Annotated in this window: 24 protein-coding genes; 12 read left to right on the plus strand and 12 right to left on the minus strand. The window is 33.6% G+C overall.

What is annotated here, in order from left to right; translation table 11 throughout:
* Positions 1–14: 14 nt before the first annotated feature.
* The 9 genes from HNP35_RS01970 to HNP35_RS02010 form a co-directional block, all read right to left on the minus strand.
* Positions 15–536, minus strand: coding sequence for a hypothetical protein (locus HNP35_RS01970; RefSeq protein WP_184158948.1), 522 nt, complete (start codon positions 534–536; stop codon positions 15–17).
* An 11-nt stretch (positions 537–547) separates the two neighbouring features.
* A complete protein-coding gene (locus HNP35_RS01975) occupies positions 548–1,075 on the minus strand; it encodes a hypothetical protein (RefSeq protein WP_184158946.1) in 528 nt (175 codons plus the stop codon).
* A gap of 14 nt (positions 1,076–1,089) precedes the next feature.
* Positions 1,090–1,488: a hypothetical protein gene (locus HNP35_RS01980; RefSeq protein WP_184158944.1), complete on the minus strand. Its 399-nt coding sequence runs from the start codon at positions 1,486–1,488 to the stop codon at positions 1,090–1,092.
* Between the two features lie 146 nt (positions 1,489–1,634).
* Entirely contained in the window at positions 1,635–2,417 is a 783-nt protein-coding gene (locus HNP35_RS01985; RefSeq protein WP_184158942.1) for an enoyl-CoA hydratase/isomerase family protein, read from the minus strand.
* A gap of 10 nt (positions 2,418–2,427) precedes the next feature.
* Entirely contained in the window at positions 2,428–3,843 is a 1,416-nt protein-coding gene (locus HNP35_RS01990; protein ID WP_184159725.1) for a sensor histidine kinase, read from the minus strand.
* 126 nt (positions 3,844–3,969) lie between these two features.
* Positions 3,970–4,413 (minus strand): hypothetical protein, encoded by a 444-nt coding sequence (locus HNP35_RS01995; RefSeq protein ID WP_184158941.1) that lies wholly within the window; start codon positions 4,411–4,413, stop codon positions 3,970–3,972.
* A gap of 71 nt (positions 4,414–4,484) precedes the next feature.
* Complete coding sequence (locus HNP35_RS02000) at positions 4,485–5,033, minus strand: CopD family protein (RefSeq protein WP_184158939.1); 549 nt, start codon at positions 5,031–5,033, stop codon at positions 4,485–4,487.
* Positions 5,034–5,118: 85 nt separating this feature from the next.
* On the minus strand, positions 5,119–6,138 hold the full coding sequence (gene hemH / locus HNP35_RS02005; RefSeq protein WP_184158937.1) for a ferrochelatase: 1,020 nt from the start codon (positions 6,136–6,138) through the stop codon (positions 5,119–5,121).
* Between the two features lie 232 nt (positions 6,139–6,370).
* Positions 6,371–7,246: an AraC family transcriptional regulator gene (locus HNP35_RS02010; RefSeq protein ID WP_111368228.1), complete on the minus strand. Its 876-nt coding sequence runs from the start codon at positions 7,244–7,246 to the stop codon at positions 6,371–6,373.
* Positions 7,247–7,473: 227 nt separating this feature from the next.
* Between HNP35_RS02010 and hemA the strand changes: the two genes are divergently transcribed.
* The 9 genes from hemA (at position 7,474) to HNP35_RS02055 (ending at position 15,667) form a co-directional block, all read left to right on the plus strand.
* A complete protein-coding gene (gene hemA / locus HNP35_RS02015) occupies positions 7,474–8,724 on the plus strand; it encodes a glutamyl-tRNA reductase (protein WP_184158935.1) in 1,251 nt (416 codons plus the stop codon).
* Between the two features lie 104 nt (positions 8,725–8,828).
* Positions 8,829–9,752 carry a hydroxymethylbilane synthase gene (gene hemC, locus HNP35_RS02020; RefSeq protein WP_184158933.1) on the plus strand — a complete coding sequence of 308 codons (924 nt, stop codon included), beginning with the start codon at positions 8,829–8,831 and terminating at the stop codon, positions 9,750–9,752.
* Entirely contained in the window at positions 9,752–10,417 is a 666-nt protein-coding gene (locus HNP35_RS02025; protein ID WP_184158931.1) for a uroporphyrinogen-III synthase, read from the plus strand. Before hemC ends, HNP35_RS02025 begins: the two co-directional genes overlap by 1 nt.
* 102 nt (positions 10,418–10,519) lie before the next feature.
* Positions 10,520–11,545 carry a uroporphyrinogen decarboxylase gene (gene hemE / locus HNP35_RS02030; protein WP_184158929.1) on the plus strand — a complete coding sequence of 342 codons (1,026 nt, stop codon included), beginning with the start codon at positions 10,520–10,522 and terminating at the stop codon, positions 11,543–11,545.
* Between the two features lie 98 nt (positions 11,546–11,643).
* Complete coding sequence (locus HNP35_RS02035) at positions 11,644–12,195, plus strand: transposase (protein ID WP_184158927.1); 552 nt, start codon at positions 11,644–11,646, stop codon at positions 12,193–12,195.
* Positions 12,196–12,309: 114 nt separating this feature from the next.
* Positions 12,310–12,690, plus strand: coding sequence for a hypothetical protein (locus tag HNP35_RS02040; protein ID WP_184158925.1), 381 nt, complete (start codon positions 12,310–12,312; stop codon positions 12,688–12,690).
* Between the two features lie 5 nt (positions 12,691–12,695).
* Positions 12,696–13,598 carry an oxygen-dependent coproporphyrinogen oxidase gene (hemF, locus tag HNP35_RS02045; RefSeq protein ID WP_184158923.1) on the plus strand — a complete coding sequence of 301 codons (903 nt, stop codon included), beginning with the start codon at positions 12,696–12,698 and terminating at the stop codon, positions 13,596–13,598.
* Positions 13,599–13,753: 155 nt separating this feature from the next.
* On the plus strand, positions 13,754–14,692 hold the full coding sequence (locus HNP35_RS02050) for a DUF4421 family protein (protein WP_184158922.1): 939 nt from the start codon (positions 13,754–13,756) through the stop codon (positions 14,690–14,692).
* 87 nt (positions 14,693–14,779) lie between these two features.
* The gene (locus tag HNP35_RS02055; protein ID WP_184159724.1) at positions 14,780–15,667 is read left to right on the plus strand and encodes a fructose bisphosphate aldolase; all 888 of its coding nucleotides are present in this window, start codon (positions 14,780–14,782) and stop codon (positions 15,665–15,667) included.
* A 64-nt stretch (positions 15,668–15,731) separates the two neighbouring features.
* On the opposite strand, the gene HNP35_RS02060 is transcribed toward HNP35_RS02055, so the two are convergent.
* Both HNP35_RS02060 and HNP35_RS02065 read right to left on the minus strand, forming a co-directional pair.
* A complete protein-coding gene (locus HNP35_RS02060; protein ID WP_184158920.1) occupies positions 15,732–17,588 on the minus strand; it encodes a hypothetical protein in 1,857 nt (618 codons plus the stop codon).
* 2 nt (positions 17,589–17,590) lie between these two features.
* Positions 17,591–18,223: a hypothetical protein gene (locus tag HNP35_RS02065; protein WP_184158918.1), complete on the minus strand. Its 633-nt coding sequence runs from the start codon at positions 18,221–18,223 to the stop codon at positions 17,591–17,593.
* 241 nt (positions 18,224–18,464) lie between these two features.
* Between HNP35_RS02065 and hemB the strand changes: the two genes are divergently transcribed.
* From hemB to HNP35_RS02080, 3 genes are read left to right on the plus strand one after another with little or no spacing between them, the layout of a single operon-like run.
* Complete coding sequence (gene hemB / locus HNP35_RS02070) at positions 18,465–19,460, plus strand: porphobilinogen synthase (RefSeq protein WP_184158916.1); 996 nt, start codon at positions 18,465–18,467, stop codon at positions 19,458–19,460.
* 52 nt (positions 19,461–19,512) lie between these two features.
* On the plus strand, positions 19,513–20,427 hold the full coding sequence (locus HNP35_RS02075) for a hypothetical protein (RefSeq protein WP_184158914.1): 915 nt from the start codon (positions 19,513–19,515) through the stop codon (positions 20,425–20,427).
* Between the two features lie 9 nt (positions 20,428–20,436).
* A complete protein-coding gene (locus HNP35_RS02080; RefSeq protein ID WP_184158912.1) occupies positions 20,437–20,835 on the plus strand; it encodes a c-type cytochrome in 399 nt (132 codons plus the stop codon).
* Between the two features lie 330 nt (positions 20,836–21,165).
* On the opposite strand, the gene HNP35_RS02085 is transcribed toward HNP35_RS02080, so the two are convergent.
* Positions 21,166–23,226, minus strand: coding sequence for a M13 family metallopeptidase (locus HNP35_RS02085; protein ID WP_184158911.1), 2,061 nt, complete (start codon positions 23,224–23,226; stop codon positions 21,166–21,168).
* Positions 23,227–23,251 lie beyond the last annotated feature (25 nt).

The following is a 23,251-nucleotide window of genomic DNA, read 5'->3' on the forward strand; positions in this document are numbered from 1 at the left end:
TTGGGATTTTTTGTTTAGTCTTTTATGCTATAGAGTATCTTCTGAAAATCTCCTTTAAACTTCTCTTTATTCTCTTTTCCAGACCATGAGAGAATCTTATAAAATGCTTTTTTAGTTTCTACAACACCAATTAAATAATAAATTTCCATATTAGCCTCTTTATCAAAAGCATCAACATCTGCTTCTATAAAGTTGATATCGTTAATTGTTTTTGAAACTGGATTTGAAATAGTCTTTTTCTCCGTGTCTTTTAAGAAATCTTTCATAAAACCATCGTAAAACTCTTTTGCTGAATTGAAATTCAATTCGACCATTTTCAAATCTTCTTTCAAATCATAAATAACAAAACCATAAAGTTCTTTTACTTCACTTGCATATTCTATTGCAGAATCTTCATTTAAACCAATTGTTTTATTCATGTAATCAGGAATGCTTACATTGAAAGTGTGACCAGCTTTATATTCTTTCATTTTGGTCTGAGCCGATGCTGTTACAGAAATTAATGCAACCGTAAGAAGAGTAATTATTTGTTTCATATCTAGATTTTTTATTGTTCTGTATCGTCTTTTGTTTGTTTGTCAATAAACTTAATAATTGTTTTGCTATTTGTCATTATTAAATAACCTGAAAGTGCTTCTAAAAAGTAAAAAATAAGCCACGAAGTTCCAACATAATCTTTAATTAGTTCTTTCTGTTTTACAAATTCATAAATTGAGGAACAAAGTCTAGGAATTGCTTCCACGAAAACAAGAGCTCCAATAACAATTACGGCAATAGAAAGAGCACTTTTGTAGGGAATATTTGCATCTATTCTGTTTTCAGTAAATTTTTGATCGAGTTTCAATATACTAACAATCCACTCTGTTTTAAAAAGAAAAAATCCCGTTACAACAAGATATACAGCAAGAGTCCCAAATAGTATAGCCCAAACAGCAATTAAGCTTTCCCAATTTAAACTTCCTTGTTCGATAAATGAAAATGTAGAAGCAAACTGCGGAATAACATAAATACTATTTATTAAAAGCCACAAACCGATTCCTTTAACAACAATTCTCCAAAACGTTTTAATTTCCATAAAAGTTTAATTTACTAAACAATTCCTTTTTCAATCATTTCCAACATTACTGGCGAAGCGTTTTTAAATGTAGGTGGCTGTTCGATAATACTTCCTGCATTTTTTTTATTGACTTTGAAAGTAACATCATCATTTGTTGTAAACAAAAGCGCTGTTAAAAAAGGCTTTTTAATGTGTGAACCCAAAATCAATAAAGCTTCATCTAAAGTATGAATACTTTCTATTTCTTCTGTTTTGTATCGAAAAGTTAATGAAATCGAGAATGTATTGTCTTCATTGAGAACTAGTCGGAAATAAACATTTTTAAGTTCTGTATCGCCCATTGTTTTGGCTAAAGTTAGTTTAGCGAAAGTTCCGCTTTGGATACTTTCTTTAACTCGTTCACAAAAAAGGGCAAATATTGGTTCGTACATTTTTTTTTAAGGTGCTAAGGTTCTGAGGTACTAAGATGCTAAGTTTTTTTGAATCTTTGTCTTTTTTAACCGCAAAGGTCACAAAGATTTTAGAAAAACTTGCGAACCTTGCGTAGTCCCTAGCGACCTTTGCGGTTAAGAAAATTTTATTTTCCAGTAAATTCTGCTTTACGTTTTTCTAAGAAAGCGGTTGTTCCTTCTTTAAAATCTTGCGTTCCGAAGCATTTTCCGAATGATTTTATTTCGACATCAAAGCCATTTTTACCATCTGTAAAATTAGCATTGATTGCTTTTATCGCTTTTCCGATAGCAAACGGAGCGTTTTTAATGATTTTTTGAGCGATTACATTTGTAAAAGACAGTAATTCTTCCTGAGGCACAACATGATTTACCAGACCATAATCTTTTGCTTGTTCAGCAGTAATCATTGCTGCGGTCATAATTAATTCCATTGCGCGTCCTTTACCAATTAATTGTGGTAAACGTTGTGTTCCTCCATAACCTGGAATCAATCCTAAAGTTACTTCTGGAAGTCCCATTTTGGCGTTATCAGCAGCAATTCTGAAATGACAAGCCATTGCCAATTCCAATCCACCTCCAAGAGCAAACCCGTTAATTGCAGCAATAACTGGTTTCTTAAGTCCTTCAATAAAATCAAAAAGTGATTCCTGACCTTCTGCCGCCAATTGAGCGCCTTCAACAATAGTATAATTGGCAAATTCAGAAATATCAGCTCCAGCAACAAATGCTTTTTCGCCGCTTCCCGTTAAAATAATAACTCGAACATCATCATTTTTACCCAATAATTTGATCGCTTTACTCAAATCGCTAATTGTTGCTTTGTTTAAAGCGTTCAATTTTGTCGGTCTGTTTATCGTAATAGTCGCGATATTTTCTTCAATTGTAATTAAAAGATTCTCGTAGTTCATGACGCTTTTTTTAGGAGTTTGTGATAGGCAAAGAAACTCTAAAAGTGGTTCCTTTCCCGTAAGTTGACTCAAAGGTAATTGTTCCTTTGTAATTTTCGATAATGTTTTTAATAATTCCTAATCCAAGTCCCATACCGCTGGTTTTGGTAGTAAATTTAGGTTCGAAAATTCGTCCAATATCTTGTTTCTGAATTCCGATTCCGTTGTCTTTTACGGCGATTTCAACATTATCGTTTCGTCTTTTTACCGTAACTTCAATAGATTTCTGAAACTGACTTTCCGAAATTGCCTGAGTCGCGTTTTTCACCAAATTGGTAATGACACGAATTAACTGCGTACGATCCATTTTAGAAATAATTTCTTGTTCGTCGCTATGGAAAGAAATATAATCTTCATTGAAAATATCCAAAGCCAATTCGACAACTTCAACAACATTTAGTGTTTCATTTTGCTGCGCCGGCATCGAAGCAAAGTTCGAAAATGCCGAAGCAACTGCAGTCATGGTATCAATTTGCTGAATTAAAGTTTCAGAGTAATCATTCATTTTCTGCTTCACATCAGGATCATTCGGATCAAACTTTCGTTGAAAACTCTGAACCGTCAAGCGCATGGGCGTAAGCGGATTTTTAATCTCGTGCGCCACCTGTTTTGCCATTTCGCGCCAAGCTTCTTCTCTTTCGCTTTGTGCTAATTTTATGGCACTTGTTTCCAGTTTGTCCACCATTCCGTTATACGCTTTTATAAGGAAGTTAACTTCTTTGCTATTCGCTTCCAGAACAATTTTCTCATTTTTCTGATCCAAATTGGTTTCTTCCAAACGGTCAGAAATGGTTTTTAACGATTTTGTGATATAAGTCGAAAGGAAATACGCTAAAGCGAAAGCCACAATCAGCATAAAAGAGTAAACCTGGCTTAAACGAATCAAGAAGGTATTCAACTCATTATCGTAATAACCATCGTCTTCTAAATACGGAAGGTTTAAAATTCCGAGCGGTTTGAATTTTTCGTCTTTTATTAAACTGTATGAAGATCTATTTTTAACTCCATCAATCGTTTTAATGTCTACAAAACGTTTTTCGATTGAAGAACGAACGAGTTTAAGAATATATTCTGGAATTGGCGGGGCAATTTTATCAACTGCAAAAGACTCTTTGGATGATTTTAGCAGTTTTCCGTCTAAACTGTAAATGTTGATTTCAATTTTGTGAATCTGCGCCAGCTCATGAATTTTATCTTTGAAGATTAAATCCAAATTCTGGGTTTTAAGCGGATAAGTTGTAGTAGAAAGAACGTAATTAATATGCTCTTTTACTGCATTTTCTTTTCGTTCTAATCGTTCTTGATGATATTCTTTGGCCTCAGTTTTAAACTGAATAATCGAAATCGAAGCCAATAAAAAAGATGCCACAACAATCAATACAATCATCGACAGGAAAATCCTGGTTCGAAGCGAAAGCATTGTCATTTTGAAGTTTAACATTTTCTTTTTGTTTTGTTGGTTTCAGGTTTCAAGTTTCAGGTTACGTTGCGTCTGGCAACTTGAAGCAAAAAACTATTTTTCCTTTATAGAATTCATAATTTCTTGAAGATCATTATTAAATTTATTTAAAACGACTTCTTTATTCAATTCCTGAGCGTACTCTGATTTTATACGACAAAATACTCTTCCCGAATCCTGATAAAAGTCAAAAGACAGCTTCTCGAGATCTGGTTTCATTTTGTATAAAACAATTTCGTTATAAAATAAACTATCAGAATAGTTTATCGTTAAAGTGTAGATTCCAGCTTCATTAGGAAATGCATTTTGAACTAATTCACTATTCTGAAATATTGGGTATAAATCTATTTTCCAAGTCCCCTGAGATAAATTTATAGATACTTTTTTACTGTCAATATTCTTATCAAAAGATATTTCCACTTTTTCATTTTCAAATTTTGATTGTGCAAATTGCGTCATTGATATTAAAATAAAAAGTATTGTAAATTTATTACGCATAAGATTTTGTTTTATTTGTTTCGGTTAGGTTGCGTCTGGCAACTTGAAACTTGAAACCTGAAACTAAAAAACTATTTCCTTTCTCTAATTCGTTTGTAAAACCTGAACCCTAGCATAATTAAAACCGAAAATAAAATAATTCCGATTACGCCGAAAATCCAGTTGATGGCACTTTTTAAAACTACTAAAAAAACTACGGCAAACAAAATAATCGTTGCGCCTTCGTTCCATAAACGCATAAAATTATTCGAATATTTTACTTCGTCTCTTTGCAGCTGCTTAAAAATCTGATGGCATTTTCCGTGGTATAAATACAACAGAAAAACGAAACATAATTTTACGTGCATCCACGGCATTTTGATCCAAATATGCCCTGCATCTGTAAAAAACAGCATCCAAAAAGCAAAAATACTCGCCAAAACCGCCGACGGCCATGTAATAATATACCACAAACGGTAGGCCATAATTTTGTATTGTGCCTGAAGAATTTCTTTTTCCGGTGATGGTTTTTCATTGGCTTCAATTTGATACACAAACAAACGCACAATGTAAAACAAACCCGCAAACCAGGTAATTACAAAAATAAGATGCAGTGATTTTAAGTAATTATAGTACTCCATTATTATTTTGTTTCAGGTTTCAGGTTTTAGGTTTCAAGTTAATCAACTTTGAGAAAAACTTGAAACTTTAAACCTGAAACAAATTTTATTTAGCCCAATCGTTAATCCAATTCGAAACCGTTTGGCACCATTCGTCATCATCATTCAAGCAAGGAATCGCAAGGAATTCTTCTCCTCCATTTGCTTCAAAATCTTCTTTGGCACGCATGGCGATTTCTTCTAAAGTTTCTAAACAATCCGTAACGAAAGCAGGAGTTACAACCGCAATTTTCTTAATACCTCTTTTAGGCATATTGTCGATTTCAACATCGGTATAAGGTTCTAGCCATTTATCTCCAGCCAATCTCGATTGGAAAGTAACGCAATATTTGTCTTTCGGAATTCCTAATTGCTCAACTACCAAACGCGTTGTTTCGTAACAATGTGTTCTGTAGCAGAATTCAGCTTCTGGAGTTCCAACTTCACAGCACATTTCATTAGTAACAAACTTTTTATGAGATTTTGTTTTATCGGTTTTACGTACATGACGCTCTGGAATTCCGTGATATGAAAACACCAATTGGTCATAGTCATATCCTTGAAGATTCTTTTGAATTGAATCTGCAACATTTTTGATATAATCTGGTTTATTGTAAAATGCCGGAACATCAGAGAATTTCATGTGAGGAAATTTCTTCTTGCGGATTTCTTCTGCCAAAACTAAAATTGTCAAAGTCGAAGCCATCGCATATTGTGGATAAAGCGGAAAAAGTAAAACTTCTGTCACGCCTTGGTCGTTTAATTCTTGTAAACCTTTTTCGATTGTCATAGATCCGTAACGCATCGCAAGAGCAACCGGAACGTTTGATAAAGGCTGTACTTTTTTGTGCATTCTTTCAGAAAGAACGATTAATGGAGAACCTTCTTTCCACCAGATTTTAGAATAAGCATGTGCCGATTCTTCTGGTCTTTTTCTTAAAATAATTCCGCGAACCAATAATGCTCTCAATAAATACGGAACGTCGATTACGTATTTATCCATTAAAAATTCATCTAAATAGGGTTTTACATCTTTTGGAGTTGGACTGTCTGGTGATCCTAAGTTTATTAAAAGTGCGCCTTTCATTATGTGTTTTTTGCTTTAGGCTTTAAGCATTAGGCTTTAAGCTTTTTGTTTGTTTTTAATAATTTCGGCAAAAGTATAATTTGAAACTTTTTCGAAATATGATATTTATTACTTTTTGATTATTATTGAATATTCAAAATTGATTAAACTAATTCGAGAAATTTTTTCACGCAGATTTACACAGATTAAAGCAGATTTTTGCGGAGTAATTCGTGAATTCGTGGCTAATAAATTAAACATTCGCATTAATCGACATCAAATATTTTTTTGGTGTTGTTCCGAATTTCTTCTTGAATGCGGCTATAAAATGACTTCCTGTACTGTAACCTATTTTCAATCCCACTTCATTTACATTATAAGAACCACTGTCTAAAAGTTTTCGGGCGAAATCCATTTTGTAATCGAACAAGAAACCGTAAACCGTATCGCCGTAAATTTGTTTGAAACCCATTTTGAGTTTTTTCAAATTCAAACCAATTTCATCTGCTAATTCTTGCAGTCCTGGAGGTTCGGCCATATTCGCGATTACAATTTCTTTTGCTTTTCTGATTTTCAAAACATTGTCTTCGTCAATCAAAAATGGACATTGTTCGGCATTTGGATCTTCAGTTCTGTTGAAATACAGACTCAACAATTCGTATCCTTTTCCTTTATAATAAAGGTTTTTTATCGATGGATGAAGATTGTAATGAAACAACTGGCTCAGTACAATTGCCATTGACGGACTAATATTTCCTTCGTTATAATACTTCTTATCCTTATTGTCAGGGCTTAGGAAAGTAATATAATCTGCTTCGGCAGAAAATAACGCGTGAAATTTTTTGATCGATACAATTACTGAAATTGCCCACGAGTTTGGAGCCAACTCTAAATTTAGCGGCAATTCTTTCTGTGGATTGTATAAAAGAAGCGATTTTTCCTCTTTCAATTCTAAAGCATAATTACCCTGATTGAACAAGAATTTTGCGTTTCCTTTTATTCCGAAGTGAAACTGTATCAGGCCAGTACCTATTATTTCGTGCTGTGCGTAGAAAGGTTCAGAACCATCATTTTGAAAACGGATCAGTGTAAAGTCGTCTTCAATTTTTATAACTTCTTGAGAACTCATAGCGATATTTTTTTGAAACGAAAATCAAAACAAACTCAAAATGTTATTTAGAATCACTCTAAACTAATCACTTCAAATGAGTTGATTTTGCTACAAAAGTAGCCTTTTTTACTCAAAAACACCTATTTAGGTTCAAAAAAACATACAGCGACATAAAAAGTACTTTTAGCGTTATTTTTATCAATGCTATAGTAATAATTTTGTTGCACTTTTATGAAAGTGAATTTATGGAAAACAATAACGTACCGAAACACCTTTATTTTTACTCAGTTGGTCTGAGTTATAAAAAAGCTGATGCTGAGGTCAGAGGTCAATTTAGTTTGGATGCCGTTGCTAAAACGCGATTGCTCGAACAAGCTAAAAACGAGGGAATAGAAAGCTTAATAGTTACTTCAACTTGCAACAGAACCGAAATTTACGGTTTTGCTGAGCACCCATTTCAATTAATAAAACTTATTTGCGATAATAGTAACGGATCTGTAGACGCTTTTCAAAAAGTGGGTTTCGTGTACAAAAATCAAGAAGCAATCAATCACTTATTTCGTGTTGGAACTGGTTTAGACAGTCAGATTTTAGGTGATTTCGAAATTATATCTCAAATTAAAACTTCTTTTATTCATTCAAAATCAATGAATTTAGCCAATGCTTTTATGGAAAGATTGGTAAATGCAGTGATTCAGGCAAGTAAAAGAATTAAAACAGAAACGGAAATTAGTTCTGGAGCCACTTCAGTTTCTTTTGCTTCTGTACAATATATTTTGAAAAATGTTGAAGATATAAGCAACAAAAACATTCTACTTTTCGGAACTGGAAAAATCGGAAGAAATACGTGCGAGAATTTAGTAAAACATACTAAAAACGAACATATTACTTTAATCAACCGAACGAAAGACAAAGCGGAGAAATTGGCTGGAAAACTAAATTTGATTGTTAAAGATTATTCGGAACTGCATTTAGAACTTCAAAAAGCTGATGTTGTGGTTGTAGCAACTGGCGCGCAAAATCCAACGGTTGATAAAGCAATTTTGAATCTTAAAAAACCTTTGTTGATTCTGGATTTATCAATTCCGAAAAACGTAAACGAAAACGTAGAGGAATTAGAAGGTGTAACTTTAATTCACATGGATTATTTGTCTCAATTGACAGATGAAACTTTGGAAAACAGAAAATTACACATTCCAGCTGCCGAAGCGATTATTGAAGAAATCAAAGAAGAATTTGTTACCTGGATGAAAGGCCGAAAATTTGCGCCTACTATCAATGCGTTAAAAGACAAACTAAACGCAATCAAAGCTTCAGAATTGGATTTTCAAAGCAAAAAAATCGCCGATTTTAACGAAGAACAAGCTGAAATTATCAGTAACAGAATCATCCAAAAAATCACTACACATTTTGCAAATCATTTAAAAGACGACGATACCATGGTTGATGAAAGCATTGAATGGATCGAAAAAGTCTTCAAAATAAAAGCATCTTAAATAAAATTTAAACCATATAAGTTATATAAGTTCATTTAAAAACTGTGTTTTACCCAAACTGCTTAAATTTACTTGTATAACTTATATGGTTCAAAAAATAAAACATGGCTGAAAAAACAATCAGAATTGGAACGCGCGATAGCGAATTAGCACTTTGGCAAGCACACACTGTAGAGAAAAAACTAAACGATTTAGGTTATAAAACTTCAATTGTTGCGGTAAAATCTCAAGGTGATATTATTCTGGATAAGCCACTTTATGAATTAGGAATCACTGGAATTTTTACCAAAACGCTTGACATTGCCATGATTAATGGTGATTGTGATATCGCTGTGCATTCAATGAAAGATGTTCCAACAGCTTTGCCAAAAGGAATTGTTCAGGCCGCAGTTTTAGAAAGAGCCAATGTTCTGGATATTTTAGTCCATAAAGGAAATCCCGATTTTACAAATCCAAGTACCATTGCGACGGGAAGTTTACGTCGTCAGGCACAATGGTTCAATAAATATCCTAATCATACTGTAGTTGATTTACGTGGAAACGTGAATACTCGTATGCAAAAACTCCAAGACAATAATTGGGACGGAGCTGTTTTTGCCGCTGCAGGTTTGGAACGCATTAACTTAAAACCTGAAAATTACATCAATTTAGATTGGATGATTCCTGCACCAGCTCAAGGCGCAATGCTTGTGGTGGCAATGGAAAATGACAATTATACATTGGATGCGCTTTCACAGTTGAATGATATTGAAACCGAAATCTGTACCTATATCGAACGTCAGTTTTTAAGAACGCTTGAAGGCGGATGTACAGCACCAATTGGATCTTTGGTTACTTATAATGAAGATGAAGACACTTTACATTTTCAAGGTGTTTTACTTTCTATTGACGGAAAACAAAAACTGGAAATCAACAAAACCGTTGATATTTCGGAATGGAAAAAACTAGGTTTTAACTGTGCTCAGGAAATCTTGAATAATGGTGGAACGGAATTAATGAAGCAGATTAAAGAATCCCTGAAAAAATAATGGCAAACCAAGTTCAAATAGTATCTACTAAAATATTATCACCTCTTCATAAACAAGAGCTAATGAAATATGGCGTTGAATTAATCGAAGCCGATTTCATTAAAACCGAAAACAAACCTTTCGAGTTAAAAGACCTCAACGAAAGTCTGATTTTTACAAGTCAGAATGCCGTTCATAGTGTTTTATCAAATCCAAAATCAGAAGAATTAAAGAAAAAAAACGTGTATTGCGTTGGAACTAAAACCAAAGCTCTTTTAGAAGAAAACGGGTTTAATGTTGTGGCTTATACAGGTTACGCTTCAGATTTAGCAGAAATTATCACTTTGATTTACGGAAATGAGAGTTACACTTTTTTCAGTGGAAATTTAAGAAGAGACACTTTACCTGAAGCTTTAAAAGAAAACGGAATTAAATTCAACGAAATCCAGGTTTACGAAACTACGCTTCAACCTCAAAAATTAAAAGCAAATCCAGAAGCGATTTTGTTTTTTAGTCCGTCTGGAGTTAAAAGTTACTTGAAACACAATACTATAAACAAACAAATTTGTTTCTGCATTGGTGATACAACCGCAGAAGCTTTGCATAAAATCACAAAAAACATCATCGTTGCAGATCAGCCAACAATTGAAGATGTGATCGAAGATGTGATTCACGAATACAAGTAATGTTTAAGACGTCCTGCAAGGTTTTCAAAACCTTGTGAGTATAAATATAAATAAACAATACCTACAAGGTTTTGAAAACCTTGCAGGAAAAACAAATACGAAATGTTAAAAAACGACTTATTTTTAAGAGCATTAAAAGGAGAAACTGTTCAACGTCCGCCGGTATGGATGATGCGTCAGGCAGGAAGATATTTACCAGAGTTTAGAGAACTGCGTGATAAATATGATTTCTTCACACGTTGTGAAACTCCGGAATTAGCTGCTGAAATCACTGTACAGCCTATTCGCAGAATCGCTCCGGACGCTGCAATTTTATTCTCAGATATTTTGGTAGTGCCTCGCGCGATGGGAATTCATGTAGAATTAAAAGACAATTTGGGACCAATTATTCCAAATCCGATTCGTTCTTTGGCAGATGTTCACAAAGTTTATGTTCCAGATGTAAATGAAACACTAGGTTACGTTTTTGATGCTGTAAAATTGACTAAAGAAATGCTGAACGACGAAGTGCCATTAATTGGTTTCGCTGGTTCGCCTTGGACAATTTTCTGCTACGCTGTTGAAGGAAAAGGTTCTAAAAGTTTTGATACTGCAAAAGGATTCTGTTTCTCAAATCCAGCTGCTGCGCATACTTTATTGCAAAAAATTACAGACACAACTATTCTATATTTAAAAGAAAAAGTAAAATCGGGTGTAAATGCCGTTCAGATTTTTGATTCTTGGGGAGGAATGCTTTCTCCTGTTGATTATCAGGAATTTTCATGGAAATACATCAACCAGATTGTTGACGCTTTAGCCGATATCACTCCGGTTATTGTTTTCGGAAAAGGATGCTGGTTTGCACTTGGCGACATGGGTAAAAGCCGTGCTTCTGCTCTTGGAGTAGATTGGACTTGTTCTGCAAGAAATGCTCGTTACTTATCAGGAGGAAATATCACTTTACAAGGAAATTTTGATCCATCAAGATTGCTTTCTCCAATTCCGACGATTAAGAAAATGGTTCATGAAATGATCGACGAGTTCGGAAAAGATAAATATATTGTAAATTTAGGTCACGGAATTTTACCAAATATCCCTGTAGATCACGCAAAAGCGTTTATTGACGCAGTGAAGGAATACGGGAATTAGTATTTCAGCTCCGATTGGCATTCCTGCAAGGTTTTTAAAACCTTGTAGGTTTAAAAGTTGTTTTTATATTTACAGTAAAAACTTACAGTAAATTAAAAATGAAACTTGAAGTATTGAAAAAAGATTGTTACTATCATATTTACAACCGAGGAATTAATGGAACAAATATTTTTGAAAATGACGTTAATAAAATTTATTTCTTAAAACAATTAGCAAAATATTTGGAGAATAAGATTTCCATTTTTGCTTATTGTTTAATGAATAATCATTTTCATTTAGTTATTCGGTTGAACACAGAAGAAAAAGAAGTTACTCAAGCATTTTCAAACTTGTTTAATTCTTATGCAAAGGCATTTAATAGACAGACTAATAGAACAGGAAGTTTGTTTGAAAAACATTTTAAAAGAATAAGCTTAAAAGATGAAAACTATTTAAGACAATTGATTGTTTATGTTCATTTAAATCCGAAATATCATTTCGATTTGGATTTTACCAACTTCAAGTTTTCATCTTATCAAACCTTTTTATCAAATAAAGAAACAAAAATAGAACGAGATGAGGTTTTAGATCTCTTTGGGGATTTTGAAAATTTTGTCTTTTGCCATAATCAGAAAAATGATTTTTTAAATGAAACTTATATTTTTGAATGATTTAGGTTTTCTTACAAGGTTTTTAAAACATTGTAAGTATAAATAAAGTTTGCTATTTAAATTTTACAACAATACCTACAAGGTTTTGAAAACCTTGCAGGAGACTCAAAAAATATGCTCAACAAAGGCTTAAGAGATGAAGAAAAAATAAGAATTGATAACGTGCTCAAAACGTTACGAACTCTTGTTTATGTTCCTTATCCTTTAAACAATCTGGAAAAAGAAAAAATTGAAGATCAACTAAAAGAAATTGGGCTGAATCTCGAAACTTTATCCAACCAAACAAATCAAGAATTAATTACATTATTAATGCGTCTTCATTTTGATTGGGAACATTTAGAGCAATTCGGAGATATTTTAATCGAATTCTCTAAAGAAGAAAATTATAATTTTACCGATAAAGCTTTGGCTATTTATCAATTTATCCAACTTGAGAGCAAGGTTTTTTCTTTTGGAATTAACACTAAAATTGCTTCGGCGAAAGCCAAAAAATAATTGCAATGAAAGACCAATTTTACGCATACATACAACAATTACAAGATCAAATCTGTGCTGGATTAGAAGCCGTTGACGGAACTACAAAATTCCGTGAAGACTTATGGAAACGTTCAGAAGGCGGTGGCGGAAGAACGCGCGTTATTGAAAACGGATCGGTTTTCGAAAAAGGCGGTGTAAACATTTCTGCCGTTCATGGAAAATTGCCCGATACCATGCAAAAAATGTTTGGTGTTGGCGAAGCCGATTTCTTTGCTTGCGGACTAAGTTTGGTTATTCACCCGAAAAACCCAATGGTTCCTACTGTGCACGCCAATTGGCGTTATTTTGAAATGTATGACGAATCTGGAAAAGTAATCAATCAATGGTTTGGTGGCGGACAGGATTTAACGCCTTATTATTTGTTCGAAGAAGATGCAAAACACTTTCATCAAACTTGTAAAACGGCTTGCGACAAACATAATCCAGAATTTTATCCGCTTTACAAAAAGAAATGTGACGAATATTTCTGGAATGCACATAGAAACGAAGCACGCGGACTTGGTGGTTTATTCTTTGATTATTGCAAAGCAAATGAACAAATGTCGATGGAAAACTGGTACGATTTTGTAACCGAAGTTGGAAATAGTTTCCTTGAAGCTTATGTTCCAATTGTTGAAAGAAGAAAAAATCTGGAATATACGTCTGAGAATAGAAACTGGCAGGAAATTCGTCGTGGCCGTTATGTTGAGTTTAATCTGGTTCATGACAAAGGAACTTTATTCGGTTTAAAAACGAATGGAAGAATTGAAAGTATTTTAATGAGTTTGCCTCCTCATGTGCAATGGGTTTATGATCATCATCCAGAAGCAGGAAGTGTGGAAGAAAAATTGATTAATGTGTTGCAGAATCCGATTGATTGGGTTTAATTTTCCATCACAAAAATTTATATAACCAATAGAAACATAGATTTAAAGACCTATCTTAGAGGAGATTTTAAAAAATCACATTTTTTCACACAATGCTATGTGATTTATTTTGAAGGAAATGTCTTTTTTTAAGCAAATCCAAAAACTATGTTTCTATGTGTTTAAAACTAATTTACTCTACATTCTTTATTAGCATTTTTGGATGTTTCGCCCAAAACGATTCCATACGAAATCCCTATTTTAAAACCTACAACGATAAAATTACGGCAAGCGTTTATTATTTAGACACCTCCAATAGTTTTCAGATTGCTTCAGACAATCCTGAAACCAAAATGTATGTCGATCTCATTCCGAATCGAAGAGAACAGATTGGTTTTAACTTAAATTATAAAATTATTGACGTTGGTTTTGGTTTTGCGCCTAAATTCCTGAGTCAGAATAAAGGCGATTCACATTCTAAACATTTCAATTTCAGTACCCGTTTTTATTTAAAAAAATGGATGCAGTCGTTTACTTTCATTAATCAGAAAGGGTTTTATATCAAAGATGATAACATTACGGCTCAATTGCCTGACATGCGAACGACCAAAATAGGCGGAACAACAGCATACGTTTTCAATGATAAATTTTCTTTTAAAACACTGGTCAGTCAAAATGAATGGCAGACCAAAAGTTCTGGAAGTTTCGTTCCTACTTTCTCTTTTTATTACACCAATCTGGATTTAAATACTCCAGATTCATCGCCTGGAGATATTTATGTTTTCACATTAGCTCCGTCCTATTTCTATAATTTTGTGATTAGCGATCGGGTTTTAATTGGCGCTGGATTGGCGCTGGGTGCTGGACTGAATGTAATTGACAAAGATACCTCAGCATTATATCAGGCCGACTTCAATTTAAAACTGGCTTACAACAAAGACCGTTTCTTTGCTTTCGCAACTCTCAACACCATCAGTTTTGCTCAGGATGATAAAGTCGATCCGAGATTAAATGATAATATCGTAACCTTAAAAATTTCTGCAGGTTATCGATTCGATCCTCCCAAAAAAGTAAAAGAAGTTTATGATAAAGTCAATGAGAAAATCGGACTTTAAAAAAGCTATCAACTCGTAATCAATAAGTTGTAAAAATTGCTTAAATTACATGGATTTACAAAACTTAAATTCATTATTATGGCAAATGTGAACCAGGAACAATTAAATCGGATGCATTTTGGAAAAGGATTTATCGCTGCATTAGATCAAAGCGGCGGAAGCACACCAAAAGCATTATTGCAATACGGCGTTCAAGAAGACAGCTATTCTAACGACGAAGAAATGTACACTCTTGTACATGAAATGAGAACTAGAATTATTAAAAGCCCCGCTTTTGACAGCGAATATATTCTCGGTGCTATCTTATTTGAAAATACCATGGATCGTAAAATTGATGGTTTGTGGACTGCCGATTATTTATGGGAGAAGAAAAATATAGTTCCGTTTCTAAAAGTAGATAAAGGACTTGCTGATCTCGCCAGCGGTGTTCAATTAATGAAACCCATTCCGAATCTGGATGAATTGCTGACAAGAGCTGTGGAACGAAATGTTTTTGGAACTAAAATGCGTTCCGTAATTAAAGAAGCAAATCCTGACGGAATCCGCGATATAGTAGAACAGCAGTTCAGAGTTGGTTTGCAGATTTTCGAAAAAGGATTGATTCCAATTATTGAGCCTGAAGTTGATATTTACAGCGCTGACAAAGAAAAATCAGAACAGATTTTGAAAAACGAAATCATAAAACAACTGAATGCTCTTGACAAAGAAGTAAGAGTAATGCTGAAATTATCGATTCCGACAGTAAATAATTTTTATGGAGAATTGATAACAGATCCGCATGTGGTTCGGGTTGTGGCATTGTCAGGCGGATATTCTCGTGATGAAGCCAATATCAAGCTCGCTCAAAACCACGGATTAATTGCCAGTTTTTCAAGAGCCTTGTCTGAAGGCCTTAGCGCAGGTCAATCTGATCAAGATTTTAATGCTGTACTTGGTGAAACCATAAAAACCATTTACAAAGCTTCCATTACATAAAAGCCATTTCCTAAATAAAAAAATCCCCGAAATGAATTGTTTCGGGGATTTTTGTTTTTGAAATTTATTTTGAATCCATCATTTCATCTGCCAAATCTAATGTCTGTAAAATGATGTTTTTATTGTTTTGTAAAGAATTCAATTTAATCACAAATTTAAATTTATTGTCAACCAGCTTTTTAGGAGATTCCATTGTAAAATCTGAAAATTGGGCTGCAATTTTATTCAGTTTATTCAATTCGTCTTCGTTAGTATTTGTCCCAAAAGCTCTTACTGTCTGAGAAATATTTAGTTTCCCGAAAATGGCATTTTTGCCTAAATCTTTCTTTGTTTCTTTCACAAAAGAACCGCTTCCTTTACTAAAATAATCCAAAGTATTACTCACTACAACAACGTCTTTGTCTTTCAGAATGTAAATATCTCCATATTCTTTAGTTCCTAAAATCTGGTAATAATTTCCATTTTGAACCAAAACTTTTTTACGAACGCCTAACTGTAACAATTTGTCTCCAAAAGTTGGATGTGTGGATGTAAAAACTACCGAAAACAACGGAATTGTTTTCTTCACTTTCTCCTCTGTTACTTTTTCTTCATAATTATCGTCATAACCATATTTCTTGCTCATTACCTCAACTTCTTTCACATCGTATAAAAAAGCGCTTAAATCACCATCAAAAAGCTTTGCTGTGGCTTCTTCGTCAACAATGGTAGAAATTAAATCTGTAATAACTAAAATATCCTCTTTTGCAAACTTTGGATTCTGAAACATATCTGTCATTAAAGCAGGAAACTTTTCTAGCGCTGCTTTAGTATTAATGTGATAAGACATATAACCTAAAGGTTTCTCAGCTGGGAAATAATTAAAGATATTTCTATTGATTTTTCGATCTCCAATTTTGCTCACAACTTCAGCAATCTCTTTAGAATATTCTACAATTTCTTCGATTCTGGCGTTATCATTATCAAAATAGAAATCAAGATTTACCCCTTTTACAAAATTTCCGAAATTCTTCTGCATCGGAAGATAATTGTTAAAACCTCCAAACAAAGACATTGGATAACTGTAAGCAGAATATAAAGTCGAAATCATACCGCCGTAATCTACCCAAGATGAAATATCTGCTGCCACATTAATCTTAGAAGAAGTTGGAGCCGTAAAACCATTTTCGAATAATTTTTTGATAATCTCACTTTGGCTTTCTGCTAACTTTTTATCAAATTCTGCTTGTTCGGCAGTATATTCTTCGTACGGATTTCCATCGTATAAATATTCGTCTGCAGGATCACTAAATACAACTGGTTCGGTATTGGTTGCTGGTTCTGCAATTTTCGGAGAATTAGGAACAGACATTGTTGGAACATCCCTTACAGGTATTTCTCCGATAGTGTCTTTTTCATAATAATCTACTACAGAAACAGAATCCATTGCGGCAGCCGAAGTCGTTTTATCATAAAATTTTGTTGGGAGTCTTTTTGTTAATTCAAACACAACCAAATGATTATCATTCCACGCAAAAGTTCTTTTTACTCCATTTGGCGTGAAAACAGCATATTTTTCAAAATCCTGAATCGAACCATTATTTCCGTTAGCTCCCTGTTTTTCAATCAAATATTTCGTAACAGCTTCTTTGCTTTTTATTGGAATAGTAACCTGATAAAATGGAACACTGTCTAAAAAATTTCCATGAACGGTTATTTTTTGATCTAATTGAATAATATCGGTATATTTTCTAAGATCAAAATCAGGTTTTTTACTGATGTATTTCGTAATAATCGGATGATTTAAAACAGCATCAACGCTTACTTTTTTAGAAAGCTGATTTCCATTAAATTGCACAAAATAGTCGTATCTATTTGGATTCGCTTGACCGAAAGTAAAATACGTGGCGAATAGAAAAATTAAAGTGTAGAAATGCTTCATAATTAAGGCGTTAATTGGATGGTATTATTCATTAATGTTGATTTCTTAAAAACGCTGTACATACTTTGTTTTAAGAAAACGGTTTTCTTGTTTTTCGAAATCTTGCTGTTGGCGTTATCTACTGCTGCAATATCTTTATCAAAAGTATAGATAGCAGTAATTGTAGCCTCTTCAAGATCTTTCTTTTTCTTCGGATCATTGACTACTTTTTCTGGAACTGGATATGAAGCTATTCGCTGAAAATTTTTATCGCTTCCGCTAAAGTGAATTTGATCGCGCTGATTATTGATAGTGTTTACAACGGCATTTAATGCTTTCAGGTTGGCATAATTGAGTTTGATAATAAAGACATAATTATCAAAATCTGTTTTGGTTGATACATTCGAAATTCCGTCAATCTTTAAAGCTTTGTTCTTAAAATCTTCCAGTTTTTGAGTGATTTCCTGTTCGTTCGGAATTTTCACTCCATCAACTTCTTCCAGAAAAATAGCCGATTTGGTCTTAAACCAGGATTTCGAAAAATCAATCATCAAAGTATATTCACCACTTTGGTCATCATGGTGTTTAATTCTTTCTGTAATCTCAAAACAGCTTGTTAAGAGCAAACAGCAAAATAAAGCGAGAATTTTCTTCATTTTACAAATTTAGATGGAAATATTTTAAAAACCATGCTTTAATTCAAACAATAAAAATCTAAATTTTTAGATAATATTAACGGATTCTAGAGCAGGCTAAATGCCTTATTATGTTCCTTTTTCTTTAACTTTGCGCCACTCATTAAAATGTGAGATAAACTTCAAAAAAAATAAAAAACAACTTCATTTTAGAAACAAAGATTACGCAATCTAAAATCTAAAATCTAAAATCTAAAATTATATGTTCCCATTACAAAGAGGCAGAAGATTAAGAGTAAATGAATCCATTCGTTCTTTAGTTCGTGAAACCAGTTTAAGTCCATCGGATTTTATGTTTCCAATGTTTATCGCTGAAGGAGAAAATGTAAAAGTCGAAATTCCGTCAATGCCGGGAATTTTCAGAAGATCTATAGATTTAACGGTTGAAGAAGTAAAAGAACTTTATGATTTAGGAATTCGCGCCGTAAATATTTATGTAAAAGTGAGCGAAAACCTAAAAGACAATACAGGAAAAGAAGCTTGGAATTCTAACGGATTAATGCAGCAAGCTATTCGTGCTATAAAAGCCGCTTGTCCAGAAATGATCGTAATGCCAGATGTAGCATTAGACCCGTATTCTATTTACGGTCACGACGGAATTATAACAAATGGTGATGTAGAAAACGACAGCACAGTTGATGCTTTAGTAAAAATGGCCGTTTCGCACGCAGAAGCTGGTGCCGATTTTGTTGCGCCAAGCGATATGATGGACGGACGCGTTTTACGTCTTCGCGAAGGTTTAGATGCGGCAGGATTTCAGAATGTTGGAATTATGAGTTATTCTGCTAAATATGCTTCTGCTTTTTATGGCCCTTTTAGAGATGCTTTAGATTCTGCTCCAAGAGAAGCTGATGTTGTTGTTCCAAAAGACAAAAAAACATACCAAATGGATTATGCTAATCGCATCGAAGCGATTAAAGAAGCTTTGTCGGATGTAGAAGAAGGTGCAGACATGGTGATGGTAAAACCAGGAATTGCTTATTTGGATATTGTTCGCGAAATAAAAAATACTGTACATGTTCCTGTTACTGTTTATCAGGTTTCTGGAGAATACGCCATGATTAAAGCAGCATCTGAAAGAGGCTGGTTAGACCACGATAAAATTATGATGGAACAATTAATGTGCATCAAACGTTCGGGTGCTAACCTTATTTCAACATATTTTGCGAAAGAGGCTGCAATCTTTTTAAATAAGTAATTAATTACAAAAAAAACATATATTTTAGCGCCACAAATCTAAACTAGAATATATGAAAAATCTATTACTTTCTTTTATGATGCTTACTGGCTTAACCTCAGTAGCACAAGACATTAAATTTAAAAAAGACAAAATCAGCATTGATGGAACCGAGGTTGCCATTCTGGACAAAGTAAAAGTAAATTACAAAATCTTATCTCTAGACAGCAGACCTATCTTTTCTATAGAAAGAAAAAGTGCTTTGATGGCAGACGGATCAACATTTTATTGGTCAGTTCTTACTGATTTAAGTAATAATAAAACAAATGAAGTAGTTGATTACGGTAAAGATCAAGGTTTAAGTTTTCAAAAAACGATTGTTGCCAGTGTTTGTAATGACAAATACAAATTTATCAGTTCGGCAGGAATCGATGAAAAAGGAGTTTTAGAATTTATAAACGGAACTCCAACCGACATTGAGAAAGTAATTGCAGATGCCAATCAAAAAACAGTTGATCAGTTAAAAACTGAAATGGATGCTATGGCAGCTTTAAAAATAAAAGTAACAGACGGAGTTATTTACCAAAAACAGGACGTTTTAAAAGAAAACGGTGTGGTGCAAGATTACGTGAAAATTGGAAGCGTAGTAAAACAAAACATTACATTTATGGCAAACTGGCCTCCTAGTTTAGTTTACATGGTAAATTCTGTATTTACAACTGTAGATAACAACAACAGAGAGCAAGTAAGAGTTAGAGAAATTGGTGGTTGGTATGCTACTAAAACAGGTTATGCTAATCCGAAAACGGGTAAAAATATTAAAGACGAGATTATTACTGCAGACAATAAATATTTCCCTTTAAAAGGAACACTTACTGATACTGAAAAAATTAATCTTTCTTTTTCTAAAGGAGATAAAGATTTACTTGAAAAACAAATTGTAGCAAAATTACTTTACAATGGCTACAAATTTGAAGCAATGAAATAATATTAAAATATGAATAAAGCAGTATTTTTAGCTGCTGTTTTAGCTTTTGCCTCTTGTAAAAAAGAGAGTTCTGAAAAAACAGACCAAACAAACGAAACCTATTCTGAAGGAGAATCGGCGAAAGCCAAAACACCAGAAGAATTAGGAAAAGAACTTTTTGAAGGAACAGGAAATTGCTTTGCATGCCATCAGCCAGATCAAAAAGTGATTGGTCCAAGTATTAAAGAAATTGCCAAAATCTATAAAGACAAAAATGGCAATATCGTTACTTTCTTAAAAGGAAATGCAGAACCAATTGTCGATCCGAGTCAGTTTGCGGTTATGAAGACCAATTTTGCAATCACTCAGGCAATGTCTGATGAAGAACTTAAAGCTATTGAAACTTATATCAACAGTCATCTAAAATAATTAACTTTTTTTACAATATTAAGAGCTGTCTCAACAATTGAGACAGCTCTTTTTGTTTTAATGAATTATTAATTCTATATCAGAATTATCATTCCGTAGGAATGTTTGATCGGTAGAAAAAAATGTTGACACGCCGTATTTACGTTCCATAGGAACGTTTGAAAATTATATCCTCAAAATACAAAACCACAATCAAACGTTCCTACGGAACGTAAAACATCAAATCAATATAATTTTTTCTACCGATCAGATGTTCCTACGGAACAGATTACATTGCAACAAAAAAGCTGTTTCAAAATTGAAACAGCTTTTTTTATAATTCATTAAAAATTACCAAATTTTAACCCTTTTTTCTGGTTCTAAATACATAGGATCTCCTTTTTTGATTCCGAAAGCCTCATAAAAAGAATCTAAGTTTTTAATTGGCACAACCGCTCTGTACATTCCTGGAGAGTGCGGATCTGTCTTAACTTGACTTTTAATTGCTTCATCACGAGATTTTGTTCTCCAAACAGTAGCCCAAGAAATGAAGAAACGCTGTTCTGGAGTAAATCCGTCGATTAGACCTGGATTTCCGTGTTTTTTCAAATACAACTGTAAACCATCGTAAGCAGCATTGGTACCACCTAAATCTCCGATGTTTTCACCTAATGTAAATTTACCATCCACATGAATTCCAGGAAGTGGCTCTAAAGCGCTATATTGAGCAGCAAGTTCACCTCCAAGAGCAGTAAATTGTTTTAAATCTTCAGGAGTCCACCAGTCAACTAAGTTTCCGTCAGCATTGTAACGTGCTCCAGAATCGTCAAAACCGTGAGAGATTTCGTGACCGATTACAGCTCCGATTCCACCATAATTTACAGCTTCATCAGCTTGATAATTGTAGAAAGGTGGCTGTAAAATTGCAGCTGGGAATACAATTTCGTTATAAGAAGGATTGAAATAAGCGTTTACCGTTTGCGGAGACATTCCCCACTCCGTTTTGTCAACTGGTTTACCTAATTTTGCCAAGTTTTCTGAGTAAGCCCATTTTGATAAGTTTTTCATGTTATCAAAATAAGTACCGCCTTCGTTTACATTTTTAAGTTCTAGTTTAGAATAGTCTTTCCATTTATCAGGATATCCAATCTTAACAGTCAATTTATTTAGTTTTTCAATCGCTTTAGCTTTAGTTTCTTTAGACATCCAAGGCAAAGCGTTGATTCTGTTTTCGTAAGCCAGCATTACATTCGCAATCATGTCTTTTGCTTTTGCTTTTGCTTCAGCAGGAAATAATTTTTCTACATATAATTTTCCTAAAGCTTCTCCCGTTGCTCCATTAATTACTTGTAAAGCTACTTCTTCACGAGGACGTTGTTTTAAAGCTCCAGTTAATGTTTTTCCGTAGAAATCAAAATTAGCATTTTCAATATCTGTCGTTAAAGTTGAAGCAGTTTTGTTTAACAATGACCATTTCAAATACTCTTTCCAAGCTTCTACTTTCTTTTCTGTAAAAGTCTTTTCTAAAGCGATCATATAACGAGGTTGAGCAACATTTACAGTATCTAATTTTGCCATTCCGATTCCAGCGAAATATTTCTCCCATTGAATAGATGGCGTATTTTTTTTCAAATCAGCAACAGCCGTTGGGTTGTATTGTTTTCTTCTGTCTCTTCTTTCTACACGATCTAATCTTGGTGCAGACATTTCAACTTCTAAAGCTAAAATTTGTTTAGCACTTTCTTTTGCTTTTGCTGGAGATTCTCCAATATATTGCAACATTCTAGCAACGTGAACTTCATATTTTTCACGTTTTTCTTTAGAATCTTTATCGTCTGAATTGTAATAATCTTTATCAGACAAACCTAATCCTCCTGGACTTAATGTTACCGAATTTTTATTACTGTTTTTAGCATCAGCGCCAACGTAAACTCCGAAGAAACCAGATCCTCCTGCAAGCTGCATTTCAGTAATATAGTTTTGAAGATCTGCTACATTTTTAATTGCGTCAATTTTCTTCAAATAAGGCTGAAGTGGCGTAACGCCTCTTTTGTTTCTTCCAACAGTATCTAAAATAGTGTTGAATAAAGCAATTGCTTTACCCTGATCAGTGTTTGATTTGTACTTTGGATCTTTTGAGGCTGCTTTTAAAATAGCAAGTGCATCGTTATCTGTCTTTTGACGAAGTTCATTAAAACTTCCCCAAGAATTACGGTCACTTGGAATTTCTGTTTTATCTAACCAGGCACCGTTTACATAACGGAAAAAATCCTGACTTGCACTAACTTTAGGATCCATGTTGGAAACATTAATTCCCGGTTCCTTTGGCTTTGCATTTTGTGCCTGTACTGCTGTTAACGAGAACATTGCAGAAACCACACAAAACATAGGTTTAGAAAGCTTTTTAATCATTTTTATTTAGTGTTTTAGTATATTT

It is taken from the genome of Flavobacterium notoginsengisoli, assembly GCF_014207905.1.
GTDB lineage: Bacteria > Bacteroidota > Bacteroidia > Flavobacteriales > Flavobacteriaceae > Flavobacterium > Flavobacterium notoginsengisoli_A.

Bases quoted from the DNA above. Each gene is read 5' to 3' on its own strand.
- HNP35_RS01970 (WP_184158948.1), bottom strand. From the start codon at position 536: ATGAAACAAATAATTACTCTTCTTACGGTTGCATTAATTTCTGTAACA.
- HNP35_RS01975 (WP_184158946.1), bottom strand. From the start codon at position 1,075: ATGGAAATTAAAACGTTTTGGAGAATTGTTGTTAAAGGAATCGGTTTG.
- HNP35_RS01980 (WP_184158944.1), bottom strand. From the start codon at position 1,488: ATGTACGAACCAATATTTGCCCTTTTTTGTGAACGAGTTAAAGAAAGT.
- HNP35_RS01985 (WP_184158942.1), bottom strand. From the start codon at position 2,417: ATGAACTACGAGAATCTTTTAATTACAATTGAAGAAAATATCGCGACT.
- HNP35_RS01990 (WP_184159725.1), bottom strand. From the start codon at position 3,843: ATGATTGTATTGATTGTTGTGGCATCTTTTTTATTGGCTTCGATTTCG.
- HNP35_RS01995 (WP_184158941.1), bottom strand. From the start codon at position 4,413: ATGCGTAATAAATTTACAATACTTTTTATTTTAATATCAATGACGCAA.
- HNP35_RS02000 (WP_184158939.1), bottom strand. From the start codon at position 5,033: ATGGAGTACTATAATTACTTAAAATCACTGCATCTTATTTTTGTAATT.
- hemH (WP_184158937.1), bottom strand. From the start codon at position 6,138: ATGAAAGGCGCACTTTTAATAAACTTAGGATCACCAGACAGTCCAACT.
- HNP35_RS02010 (WP_111368228.1), bottom strand. From the start codon at position 7,246: ATGAGTTCTCAAGAAGTTATAAAAATTGAAGACGACTTTACACTGATC.
- hemA (WP_184158935.1), top strand. From the start codon at position 7,474: ATGGAAAACAATAACGTACCGAAACACCTTTATTTTTACTCAGTTGGT.
- hemC (WP_184158933.1), top strand. From the start codon at position 8,829: ATGGCTGAAAAAACAATCAGAATTGGAACGCGCGATAGCGAATTAGCA.
- HNP35_RS02025 (WP_184158931.1), top strand. From the start codon at position 9,752: ATGGCAAACCAAGTTCAAATAGTATCTACTAAAATATTATCACCTCTT.
- hemE (WP_184158929.1), top strand. From the start codon at position 10,520: ATGTTAAAAAACGACTTATTTTTAAGAGCATTAAAAGGAGAAACTGTT.
- HNP35_RS02035 (WP_184158927.1), top strand. From the start codon at position 11,644: ATGAAACTTGAAGTATTGAAAAAAGATTGTTACTATCATATTTACAAC.
- HNP35_RS02040 (WP_184158925.1), top strand. From the start codon at position 12,310: ATGCTCAACAAAGGCTTAAGAGATGAAGAAAAAATAAGAATTGATAAC.
- hemF (WP_184158923.1), top strand. From the start codon at position 12,696: ATGAAAGACCAATTTTACGCATACATACAACAATTACAAGATCAAATC.
- HNP35_RS02050 (WP_184158922.1), top strand. From the start codon at position 13,754: ATGTGTTTAAAACTAATTTACTCTACATTCTTTATTAGCATTTTTGGA.
- HNP35_RS02060 (WP_184158920.1), bottom strand. From the start codon at position 17,588: ATGAAGCATTTCTACACTTTAATTTTTCTATTCGCCACGTATTTTACT.
- HNP35_RS02065 (WP_184158918.1), bottom strand. From the start codon at position 18,223: ATGAAGAAAATTCTCGCTTTATTTTGCTGTTTGCTCTTAACAAGCTGT.
- hemB (WP_184158916.1), top strand. From the start codon at position 18,465: ATGTTCCCATTACAAAGAGGCAGAAGATTAAGAGTAAATGAATCCATT.
- HNP35_RS02075 (WP_184158914.1), top strand. From the start codon at position 19,513: ATGAAAAATCTATTACTTTCTTTTATGATGCTTACTGGCTTAACCTCA.
- HNP35_RS02080 (WP_184158912.1), top strand. From the start codon at position 20,437: ATGAATAAAGCAGTATTTTTAGCTGCTGTTTTAGCTTTTGCCTCTTGT.
- HNP35_RS02085 (WP_184158911.1), bottom strand. From the start codon at position 23,226: ATGATTAAAAAGCTTTCTAAACCTATGTTTTGTGTGGTTTCTGCAATG.